The organism is Streptomyces sp. M2CJ-2 (assembly GCF_016757295.1).
Classification (GTDB): domain Bacteria; phylum Actinomycetota; class Actinomycetes; order Streptomycetales; family Streptomycetaceae; genus Streptomyces.
This window is the reverse complement of record NZ_JAESIF010000119.1, coordinates 1-10,734: the sequence shown is the minus strand read 5'-3', so window position 1 is coordinate 10,734 and position 10,734 is coordinate 1. Positions and strand designations below refer to the sequence as shown.

Here is a 10,734-nt window from a genome sequence, read left to right as displayed (position 1 = left end):
GCCCCGGACGCTCCCGGCGCGACCGAGCTGCGCGGCACCGCGGTGGCCGCCGCGCGCGCCGCGGCCGAGGGCATCGGGTTCGGCGCCTGCCCGGACGCGCAGGACCTGCCCGGCACCATCGAGTGCGGCACGGTCACCGTCCCGCTCGACTACGCCCATCCGCACGGCAGGCAGATCGAACTCGCCGTCAGCCGCGTCCGGGCCACCGGGAAGGACCCGGACAACGGCAAGCGCAGGGTGCCCCGGCAGGGCGCCCTGGTCCACAACCCGGGCGGGCCGGGCGCCGACGGCACGTACTTCCCGCTCATCGGCCTGCTCCCCGAGTGGAAGCGGATCGCGGGGGCCTACGACCTCGTCGGCTACGCCCCGCGCGGGGTGGGCCGGTCCGCGCCGCTGTCCTGCGTGGACCCGGAGAAGTCCGTCCAGGGCCCCACGCGGGCGCCGACGCACCCCTCGGAGTCATACAAGCGCGAGCGCGTCGCGCGGGCCAGGGCGTACGCGCGCGGCTGCGCGGAGCGGGCCGGCGGCGCGCTCCGGCACTACCACTCCCTGAACAACGCGCGCGATCTGGACGTGCTGCGCGCCGCGTTGAAGGAGCCCCGGCTGACGTTCATGGGGGCGTCGTACGGGACCTACTTCGGGGCGCTGTACGCCACGATGTTCCCCTCGCACGTCCGGCGGATGGTGTTCGACTCGGCGGTGCACCCGGACCCGGAGCAGATCTGGTACCGCAACAACCTCGACCAGTCGGCGGCGTTCGAGGACCGCTGGGCGGACTTCCGGACGTGGGCGGCCAGGCACCACGACGTGTACGGGCTCGGCGACACACCCGCGAAGGTGCACCGCAGCTACGAGAAGGTGAGCGCGCGGCTCGCGCGGGAACCGGCGGGCGGGAAGGTGGGGCCGGGGCAGTTGCAGTCGGCGTTCCTGCAGACCGGGTACTACGACGACCACTGGCCGCATCGCGCGCACGCCCTGTCGGCCTATCTGAAGGGCGATCCGGGGCCGCTGATCGAGCAGGCGGAGCCGCAGCCCGAGGCGGCGGTGGAGACGGAGAACGCGCGCGCGGTCTACGTCGCCGTGGAGTGCAACGACGCGCCCTGGCCGACGGACTGGGCGGTGTGGGACCGGGACAACACCCGGCTGGCCCGCCGGGCCCCGTTCGAGACCTGGGCCAACGTGTGGACGAATCTGCCGTGCGCCTTCTGGCCTGCGCCCCGGCAGCAGCCGCTGGACGTCCGGGCCGGGGCGGGTGAGCTGCCGCCGACGTTGATCCTGGCGGCCGAGCGGGACGCGGCGACCCCGTACGAGGGGGCGCTGGAGCTGCACCGGCGGCTCGCGGGTTCGGCGCTGGTGACCGAGCGGGACACCGGTACCCATGGTGTCGCGGGCGGCCCCAACGCCTGTGTGAACGGCCACCTGGAGGCGTACCTGCTGACCGGCCGGGTCCCGGGGCGGCGCGCGTCCTGCGCGCCGCGCCCGGAACCGGAGCCACGGGCGGAACCGGGGCCGGAGCCGCGTACGGAGACGGAACCGGAGCCCCGGCCCGCCGCCTGATCAGGCGAGGCCGGCGACCAGTTCGGCGATGTCCTTGCGGCGGCCCGTGTAGAACGGGATCTCCTCACGGACGTGCATCCGGGCCTCGGAGCCGCGCAGGTGCCGCATGAGGTCGACGATGCGGTACAGCTCGTCGGCCTCGAAGGCGAGGACCCACTCGTAGTCGCCGAGGGAGAACGAGGGGACCGTGTTGGCGCGCACGTCGGGGAAGCCGCGGGCCATCTTGCCGTGGTCGGCGAGCATGCGGCGGCGGTCCTCGTCGGGCAGCAGGTACCAGTCGTAGGAGCGCACGAAGGGGTACACGCTCACGTACGCGCGGGGCTCCTCGTCGGCGAGGAACGCCGGGATGTGCGAGCGGTTGAACTCGGCGGGGCGGTGCAGTGCCATGTTCGACCACACCGGCTCGAGGGCCCGGCCCAGCTCGGTGCGGCGGAACAGGTTGTACGCCTCCTGGAGCTGGTCGCTGCTCTCGGAGTGCCACCAGATCATGAGATCGGCGTCGGCGCGCAGACCGGAGACGTCGTACGTCCCGCGGACGACGACGTCCTTGGCGGCGAGCTGGTCGAACAGCTCCTGGACCTCGTCGGCGTACCCGGCGCGGTCCTCGGGCAGCACGTCCTTCAGCTTGAAGACGGACCATAGGGTGTAGCGGATGACCTCGTTGAGGTCCTTGGCCAGCTTGCCCTTGTTCGGGATCCGTGCGGGGTCGGGGGTGGTGGTGGCGTCGCTCATGTCCCTTATTCTCCTGCGCCTCTGTGGAGGCTTTGCATCGGGTCGGTGGTGACCTGCCGCACGCCGTGCGGCAGGTCACCGTGGATCTGGTCGACGGCGGCGTACGCGCTCGCGATGCACGCGGGGATGCCGACGCCGTCGTAGGCCGCGCCGCACACGGCCAGCCCCGGGAGGGCGGCGAGGTGCTCGCGGACGCGCGCCACGCGCGCGTGGTGGCCGACGGGGTACTGGGGCAGCCCGTCGTGCCAGCGGGTGACGCGGGTGGCCACGGGGGTGGCGTCCAGGCCGGTGGCGGCCTTCAGGTCGTGCCGGGAGACCTCGACGAGGTCGGCGTCGTCGCGGCGGAGGATCTCCGTCTCGCCGTGCCGGCCGACGGAGGTGCGCAGGACGGTGAGGCCGGGGTCCTCCTCGGCGATCCAGCCCCATTTGTGCGAGGCGAACGTGGACGCCTTGATGGTGCGGCCGTCGACCGGCGGCACCAGGAACCCGCTGCCGGCGGGAAGGCCGGTCTCCGCGCGGCGGTAGGCGAGCGTGATGAGCGCCATGGAGGCGTATTCGACACCGGTGAGCTCGGCGGAGGCCCCGGGGGCCTCGGCGCGCAGCAGCCGCGCGGCCTCCGGGGCGGGCGCGGCGACGACGACCGCGTCGGCGTGCAGCTCCCGCTCCCCGGCGACCACCCGCCAGCCGCCGGCCGGCTCCCGGCGCAGTTCGGTGACCGGGGTGCCGGTGCGGATCTCCCCGCCGCGCGCCCGCACCGACTCGGCGACGGCGAGCGGGAGGGTGCCCACTCCGCCCTCGATGCCCATGAACACCGGGCCGGTCTGCTGCGCGGCGACGGCCCTGGCCTGGATCTCCCGTACCCCTTCGGTCAGGGAGGTGTGGGAGCGTGCGGCCTCGAACAGCTGGGGGACCGCCGCACGCATCGAGATGCGGTACGCGTCGCCCGCGTACACCCCGCCCAGCAGGGGCTCGACCAGTCGGTCGACGACCTCGCGGCCCAGCCGGGCCGCCACGTACTCCCCGACGGCGATGTCCTCGCCGACCTCGGTACGGGGCAGTTCGGCATCGCGCTCGATCCGGGCCAGGCCCTCGTCGGAGAGCACACCGGCCAGGGCGGCGGCCGTGCCGGGGACGCCCATGACATGGCCCTTGGGCATGGGACGCAGGGCGCCGCGGGTCCACAACGAGGCCGTCGCGGTGGCCGGGGGCTGGAGCCGGTCGGTGAGACCCACCTCACGGGCGAGGGTCACCGCCTCCGGGCGGCGGGCCAGCATCGACTCGGCGCCGAGGTCCACGCGTGCGCCCGCGATCTCGCCGGGCAGCAGCTTGCCCCCGACCCGGTCCGAGGCCTCCAGCACGGTCACCCGCACCCCGCGTCCGAGCAGCCGGTGCGCGGCGGCCAGGCCGGCGATGCCGGCTCCCACGACGACGACCTGCTGTTCCGCGCCCGCACGTGATCCGCTCATGGCTCCACCCTCTCAGACCCGCCCCGCGGTCTCACCAGGGCCGTCCGGCCCTGACGAGTCCCTACCGTGACCGCTTCGGAACCGTTTCGCGTCAACGTTCGGCCCGCCCCAGGCGTCGAAGGAACGTCAGTGGTCACGATCCCTGGGGGGAACCCTCATGCACACACGACGACCCGCACGCGCCGTACGCGCCGTACGCGCCGGCCGACCGGTTCACGCGATGGCCGGTCTGCTGCTGGCCGCCGCTCTCGCCCTGACCGGATGCGGCGCCTCGGACACCGACTCCGACGCGGCCTCGGCCGCCGGCCAGAAGGCCGCCGCCCCGCAGGCGGACGCCCCGGCGGGCACGGAGGAAGCGGCGGGGGAAGCAGCGAAGGGCGGGGCGCCCGGCGGCTCGTCGGCGGACGGCTCGCGGGCCACCGCGCCGCCCTCGAACAGGAGCGGCACGGCCCACATCATCCGCACCGCCTCGCTGACCGTGCAGGTCGAGGACGCGCCGAAGGCCCTGGACGAGGCCCGCACGGCCACCGAGAACGCGGGCGGCTACGTCGGCGACGAGACCACCCGTCGGGACGGGAAGGGCCATGAGCGCACGCGCGTGGTGCTGCGCGTACCCGTGGAGAAGTACGACGCGGTGCTCACGGAGCTCGAGGGCGCCGGCAAGCTCGTCGAACGCCGCGCGAAGGCGGAGGACGTCACCGACCAGGTCGTCGACGTGGAGAGCCGGATCAAGACGCAGCGCGCCAGCGTGGTCCGGATCCGCGAACTGATGGACCGGGCCACCCGGCTCAGCGACGTGGTCACCCTGGAGGGCGAACTCAGCACCCGCCAGGCCGACCTGGAGGCGCTGCTCGCCCGGCGGGAGTCCCTGAAGGACCGCACCAGCCTCGCCACCATCACCCTGACCCTGTCCGAGACGCCGGTGGAGCGCCCCGCGAAGGACGACGACCCCGGGTTCCTGGACGCGCTCGCCGGCGGCTGGGGGGCGTTCGTGACGATGCTGCGCTGGATCGCGGTGGCGCTGGGCGCGGTGCTGCCGTTCGCGGCGGTGGCGGCGCTGCTCGCCCTCCTGTGGCTGAAGGCCGTACGCCCCGGGCTGCACCGCCGCACGCGGCCCGCGCCGGCTCGAGCGCCGGAGGAGACCCCGTAGGACGGACCCGAAGTGCGCGGCCCCCGTAGCGTGTTCGTATGAGCACGAGCGAGCACACGAGCCGGAGCACGAGTACGGGTACAGGTACGAACACGCGCACGTCCGCGATCCCGGGCGCGCGGGAGCGTCTGGTGGTGATCGGCGGGGACGCCGCGGGGATGGCCGCGGCGTCCCAGGCGCGTCGGCTGAAGGGGCCGGACGAGCTGGAGATCGTGGCGTTCGAGCGCGGTCGCTTCACCTCGTTCTCGGCCTGCGGCATCCCCTACTGGGTGGGCGGCGACATCACCGACCGGGACATGCTGATCGCCCGTACGCCCGAGGAGCACCGCGCGCGGGACATCGACCTGCGGCTGCGCACCGAGGTCACGGAGATCGACCCGGACCGGGGGCGGGTACGCGCGCGGGACGTCGAGTCGGGGGCCGAGTCCTGGACGTCGTACGACAAGCTCGTGATCGCGACCGGCGCGCGGCCGGTCCGCCCGGAGCTGCCCGGCATGGACGCCCCCGGGGTGCACGGCGTGCAGACCCTGGACGACGGCCAGGCGCTGCTGGACACGCTGGCCCGCACCGAGGGCCGCCGCGCGGTGGTCGTCGGTGCCGGGTACATCGGCGTGGAGATGGCCGAGGCGATGATCAACCGCGGCTACGAGGTGACGGTCGTCAACCGGGGCCGGGAACCCATGGCGACCCTGGACCCCGACATGGGGCTCCTGGTGCACAAGGCGATGGAGGGCCTGGGCATCACCATGGTGAACGACGCCGAGGTCACCGGGCTGGTCACCGGGGACGACGGCAGGGTGCGGGCCGTGGCCACCGCGGACGCCCGGTACCCGGCGGACGTGGTGGTGCTCGGCATCGGGGTGCGGCCCGAGACCGGCCTGGCAAGGGCGGCGGGGCTGCCCCTGGGGGAACACGGCGGGCTGCTCACCGACCGGTCGATGCGGGTGCGCGGGCACGAGAACGTCTGGGCGGGCGGCGACTGCGTGGAGGTGCTCGACCTGATCTCCGGGCAGGAGCGGCACATCCCGCTGGGCACGCACGCCAACAAGCACGGCCAGATCATCGGCTCGAACGTCGGCGGCGACTACGCCACCTTCCCGGGCGTGGTCGGTACGGCGGTCAGCAAGGTCTGCGACCTGGAGATCGCGCGCACGGGGCTGCGGGAGAAGGACGCCCACCGCGCGGGGCTGCGGTTCGAAACGGTCACCATCGAGTCGACCAGCCGCGCGGGCTACTACCCGAACGCCTCACCCATGACGGTCAAGATGCTCGCCGAGCTGCGCACGGGCCGCCTCCTCGGCGTCCAGATCGTCGGCCGGGAGGGGGCGGGCAAGCGCGTCGACATCGCTGCGGTCGCCCTCACCGCCGGGATGACGGTGGAGCAGATGACGATGCTGGACCTGGGCTACGCGCCGCCCTTCTCCCCCACCTGGGATCCGGTGCTGGTGGCGGCCCGCAAGGCGACGGCGAAGATCCGCGCCACGACGGGAGGCCCGACACGCCCTGCCGGTGCTACGCGCTCCCGTTGATCCGTTCGATCGCCTGCCGTGCCTGCTCGGCCGGAGGCCGCGCCTGGTCGGTGGCGGGCCGGGGCGGCAGGGACGACACGGAGGCACTGGAACCACCGGAGACGCTCGCGGCGGCGGAGGTCCCGGACGTGCCGACGGTGGTGGACGCGCCGGACGTGCCGGAGGTCACGGCCGGCGACTGCTCCCCGGCCGGCCGTGCGTGCGCCGTGGAGGGCCGCGTGAAGCGCAGGCGGTGGCTCACCGCCTCGTCCAGCGTCACCGGCCGCTGCTTCTGGGCGGCGAGCCGTCCCGCCTCCTGGCCGAGCCGGGCGACGTCCTCCCAGGGGAGCCGCACCACGAGCGTGAGTTCCGCCTCGCCGTCGGGCAGCGCCTGCATCGCAGCGGTCCCTCGGTCGTTCATCACTTGTGTTTTCCTCACGTCGGCCCCGCGGCCCCTTCCGCGCGCCGCGGGCGGTCGGGAAGGGATACGCACGGCCGGACGGCGGCGTTCAGCACGGCCGCTGATTCCATCGGTGGCCGGGCGGGCACACGTGGGATGTGGTCATCCCGGTCCATGACGTGAATCCTGCGCGGCGCACCCCCTGGGTGACGTACGCGCTGATCGCCGCGAACTTCGTCGCCTTCGTGTTCCTCACGCCCGGTGTCGCCGGTTCGCTGACGGGCAGCGGGGGCAGTCTGGCGGAGTTCTGTCATCTGCAGGCGTTCCTGGACCAGTACGCGGCCGTGCCGCGGGAGCTGATCCACCACCGGATGCCGCGGCTGGTGCCCACCGGCGGCACGGGGGTGGGCCCGCAGGGGCCGGGCTGCCTGGTGGGACCGCCCGGCTACGACAAGTCGCCCGAGCTGAGCGTGCTGACGGCGATGTTCCTGCACGGCGGCTGGCTGCACCTGCTGGGCAACATGCTCTTCCTGTGGATCTTCGGGAACAACATCGAGGACCGCATGGGCCATCTGCGGTACCTGCTGTTCTACCTGGTCTGCGGCTACGCGGCCGCATACGGATTCGCACTCACGAACCCCTACGCCACCACTCCCCTGATCGGCGCCTCGGGCGCCATCGCCGGCGTCCTCGGCGCCTACCTGGTCCTCTACCCGAAGGCCCGCGTCTGGGTCCTCGTCCCCTTCCTCATCTTCCTACCCCTGCGTCTGCCAGCCTGGATCGTCCTGGGCCTGTGGTTCCTGCTGCAGGCGCTCTACTCCTCCGGCGCGGGCGTCACCGGCGCCGGAACCGTGGCCTACGCGGCCCACGTGGTCGGCTTCATCGTGGGCATGCTGATCGCCTGGCCCCTCAAACCGGGCACTGTTCCACCGCCCGAACCGGGCGGCATCCTCTTCGGACGGCAGACGCGAGGGAACTGGTAGGGCCGCACTCCAGGAGCCGGGCAGCACAAGGAAACCCGGAACTACTTTGCATAAGAGACGTTTGCATTCCCGATCCGGCCGACGGTTGTTGAACAATTCAACCACCTGCATGTTTTGCCAGATCTTTGAGCCTCTGGCAGGACTCATGCTGACCCATTGCTGACTTTTCTGACGCCCCGTCAGGCAGGAAGGACCCCACAGGGATCACGCCGAGCCCAGCCATCACGGCTCGGAGTGGAGGCCCCCCAGGAGCTCATGGCCGAGTCCGACAGGACCCTCGAGCACCCCACGACGGGGGGCCGCATCACGAGGCGGCGCGGAACATAGCCGGAGTTCCCCGGTTAGCCAAACCGGCGATACTCCGCATCATTCTCCTACCTCGACCAGGCCGGTCGTCCGTCTTGACGAATGACCCTCGGGCCCCGATGAGCACCTCACAGAATGGAGAAGAGCTGCCGATGCACACGGGACGGAACCGCTCCAAGAAGACCCCGCGGCCTCATTCTGCCGGGGGCAGCAGCTCCACTGTGGAGCCCATACTCATGGATACTTCGGAGCTCGCAGCCATGATCAACATGTCCGAGAGCTGGGTATACAGAGAAGCCCGAAAGCTGGGGCTCAAGGGCTACAAGCTTGGCCGCGGCAGAAACGCGAAGGTCCAGTACAAGAGGTCCGATGTCTTCAGATGGCTGGAACAGCAAAAGCTGCACTGACGTACTGACAGTCACAGGCACGAGCCGACCAGGCCCCGACCTGTAGGAGGTCCTGGAACGCTGCTGCCGCGGGGCACGACCTATGTGATCCTCGACGGCACGCCGATCGAGTCGGACCGGGTCGCCGCCGTATGTGAGAACGGCAGCGACTGGTGGTTCAGCCCGGCGGGAATGCGTAGTTCCTGGCCGCCCCCGACAGCGCGCCACTGCGGGGCTCCGAGGCCGAGCCCGGCAGTCTCCCCGACAGCAGCCCGCATTCACGTCCTCCCGGCCCTGTACCAGGCGGCCGCCGACGACCTGCCCACCCCTGCGGACAAGGGCTGGCCCTCGGCGCCGGAATCGGCATCCGCGTCCCGGTCCGACACCCGAAGAGCCGCTTCGAGCAGCCCTGCACGCCGACACCCTCACCACCAACATCCTGCTTCGCAGCGCTCGTGCCCTCGACTAATGGAAATGATCATCACTGGGGCAACCTGGTCGCCTATTCGCTCGCCGCGTACTGAAGATCCCCCGGTCACGGCACCAGCGGCTGTTGGAAACCCGCCACCCGCCGCCGGCGTAGCCGTCTCCGCGGGCGTAGCAGGAGAAAAGTTCCTGGTCGTCCCCGTGTCCCAGCCAGGGGGCTTCGCGAAGACATGCAGGCCCAGAGCCGATCTGGACAGGGCGATCGAGCTGTTGAGTCAAGAGGAAGTCGCCACCATCAAGGCACATCCGCGAGCTGCGTTGGTCCTGAAGCTCTCCGCTGCCAAGGTGCCCAAACTGGACGGCGTGCTGAAGTCGGTCGACTCTATGTCGGTGCCCGGCTCCAATGGGGCACGTCGCAGCAGCGCTCGGAGAGTCCCGCGTCATGACCTCCGAGGGCGGTTCTTCAGGTACCAGTCGAGGAAGCGCTCGCTGACGCCCTTACCCTCGCCGAAGTCTTCCTTGAGGACCCGCCACATATACGTGCTGTCGCGTCCGGACGCGAAAGTGCTGTCCGCACCGATCTCGGTGTCGCAGCCGCAGAGGCAGAGGTTGGGACCAGCGGTGCTCATCATGGCCTCCTAGGCTTCACGAGAGGGCGGGATCCGTATCCTCTCGCGCTCAGGTGCTGATCTGGAAGCTCCGCCAGGGAGAGCGGTTCTCCGTGAGTGCGGGAGGTAGTTCAAGAGCTGACGATCCAGTGACGCGCCCTGACGCTCACCCGTATGCTCCCGGGATGCGTATCTCGATCGGGTTAGGGCCCGTCAGGGTATCGGGACGTCTGGGCGGTAGTCGCAGGAGGCGGAGCCTGACCCCTCAGCAGATCCGGAGACGGATGCCCGTCTCGAATGGCTGGGACGGGTGCTGAGACTCAATCGCCAGGAGTCGCGGAAGCCCGCTGCTCCCCTCGACCCCGCCATGGTCGCCACGACGACGTACACGGTGTGGGTGACGCCCACGCGGGACGGCTGGGACCTGAAGGTGGAGAGTGGCGGTCGTGCGACGTGCAGGCACCTCGCTGAGGTCGAAGACATCGCGCGTGAGCGGATCGTCTTCTACACCGGGATGCCGCCGGAGCGCATCCTCCTGGACGTGAAGCAAGTCTGATCAGAAGGTTGTTAGTAGCTCACGGCTAGATCACGACAGGTATCCATGTGTAGATCCCATGGATACCTCGCGGTTAGCCTGTGTTGCCTGACTCCTTGCGCACGACATAGTTGCCGGTCAGGGCTCCAAGGAGTCTCTCGTGGGGAACTATCAGCACGTGCCGTCGTACCCGACGGTCCCGCCGCCGCCCAGGCCGATGCAGCCTTGGTGGAAGCACCCGGTGGCCTTGGTGGGAGGCGTCGCTGCTTTCGCTGTCACCATGTTCCTCCTGGGCTTCATCTCCGGCAGCAGCTTCACGTCCAGCAGCAGCGGAGAGCCGGACCGTCTTTCCCCTGCTGAGCAGGGGAAAGCTGACGCCCAAGCGATGTATCGAAACCACCTTGAGGGTGGGGACGTGTCGATTATCGGTGGCTCGCCGGATCTCCCCTGCGGCCTGGCGGAGAAGGGAATGGGGTTCATCCTCTTCTACTCCGCTGAGCAGAGCCAGGAGTACTTGGCTGCCTGCAAGCAGGAATATGTGGCTCTCGGTGACCAGCACCAGGCCGGGTGAAGAGGCGGTGGCATACGTTGGGTTGTGGCTTAGCCTTGATCCACCGAGGTGGTTCGAGAGTGATCTTCTGATCGATTTCTGCGTCCGTTTTGGGCTGGTGGCCGGA

11 protein-coding genes are annotated in these 10,734 nt (G+C 70.9%); 7 read left to right on the top strand and 4 right to left on the bottom strand.

Translation table 11 applies throughout. The features are described 5' to 3' along the window. Positions 1–1,557 (top strand): alpha/beta fold hydrolase (locus JL475_RS36670; RefSeq protein ID WP_202282516.1); only part of this gene is annotated, 1,557 nt, incomplete at its 5' end. On the opposite strand, the gene hemQ is transcribed toward JL475_RS36670, so the two are convergent. Then, positions 1,558–2,289, bottom strand: a complete 732-nt coding sequence (gene hemQ / locus JL475_RS36665; RefSeq protein WP_202282515.1) for a hydrogen peroxide-dependent heme synthase — start codon at positions 2,287–2,289, stop codon at positions 1,558–1,560. A gap of 5 nt (positions 2,290–2,294) precedes the next feature. Next, positions 2,295–3,755: a protoporphyrinogen oxidase gene (hemG, locus tag JL475_RS36660; RefSeq protein WP_202282514.1), complete on the bottom strand. Its 1,461-nt coding sequence runs from the start codon at positions 3,753–3,755 to the stop codon at positions 2,295–2,297. 157 nt (positions 3,756–3,912) lie between these two features. Between hemG and JL475_RS36655 the strand changes: the two genes are divergently transcribed. Together JL475_RS36655 and JL475_RS36650 are read left to right on the top strand one after the other, a co-directional pair. Further along, positions 3,913–4,905, top strand: a complete 993-nt coding sequence (locus JL475_RS36655; RefSeq protein WP_202282513.1) for a DUF4349 domain-containing protein — start codon at positions 3,913–3,915, stop codon at positions 4,903–4,905. A 38-nt stretch (positions 4,906–4,943) separates the two neighbouring features. Beyond that, entirely contained in the window at positions 4,944–6,434 is a 1,491-nt protein-coding gene (locus JL475_RS36650) for an FAD-dependent oxidoreductase (protein ID WP_272933025.1), read from the top strand. Here JL475_RS36650 and JL475_RS36645 read toward each other — a convergent pair. Further along, positions 6,418–6,834, bottom strand: coding sequence for a hypothetical protein (locus JL475_RS36645; protein ID WP_202282512.1), 417 nt, complete (start codon positions 6,832–6,834; stop codon positions 6,418–6,420). The genes JL475_RS36650 and JL475_RS36645 overlap by 17 nt on opposite strands. Before the next feature lie 137 nt (positions 6,835–6,971). On the opposite strand from JL475_RS36645, the gene JL475_RS36640 reads away from it, so the two are divergent. Next, positions 6,972–7,796 carry a rhomboid family intramembrane serine protease gene (locus JL475_RS36640; RefSeq protein WP_202282511.1) on the top strand — a complete coding sequence of 275 codons (825 nt, stop codon included), beginning with the start codon at positions 6,972–6,974 and terminating at the stop codon, positions 7,794–7,796. Positions 7,797–8,338: 542 nt separating this feature from the next. Continuing rightward, positions 8,339–8,509 carry a helix-turn-helix domain-containing protein gene (locus JL475_RS36635; protein ID WP_237409309.1) on the top strand — a complete coding sequence of 57 codons (171 nt, stop codon included), beginning with the start codon at positions 8,339–8,341 and terminating at the stop codon, positions 8,507–8,509. A gap of 845 nt (positions 8,510–9,354) precedes the next feature. Here the strand turns inward: JL475_RS36635 and JL475_RS36630 are convergent. Further along, positions 9,355–9,546 (bottom strand): hypothetical protein, encoded by a 192-nt coding sequence (locus JL475_RS36630; RefSeq protein WP_237409307.1) that lies wholly within the window; start codon positions 9,544–9,546, stop codon positions 9,355–9,357. Positions 9,547–9,832: 286 nt separating this feature from the next. Here JL475_RS36630 and JL475_RS36625 point away from each other — a divergent pair, with 286 nt between their 5' ends. Then, positions 9,833–10,078, top strand: a complete 246-nt coding sequence (locus JL475_RS36625) for a hypothetical protein (protein ID WP_202282509.1) — start codon at positions 9,833–9,835, stop codon at positions 10,076–10,078. Positions 10,079–10,217: 139 nt separating this feature from the next. Continuing rightward, positions 10,218–10,628 carry a hypothetical protein gene (locus JL475_RS36620; protein ID WP_202282508.1) on the top strand — a complete coding sequence of 137 codons (411 nt, stop codon included), beginning with the start codon at positions 10,218–10,220 and terminating at the stop codon, positions 10,626–10,628. Positions 10,629–10,734: the final 106 nt, after the last annotated feature.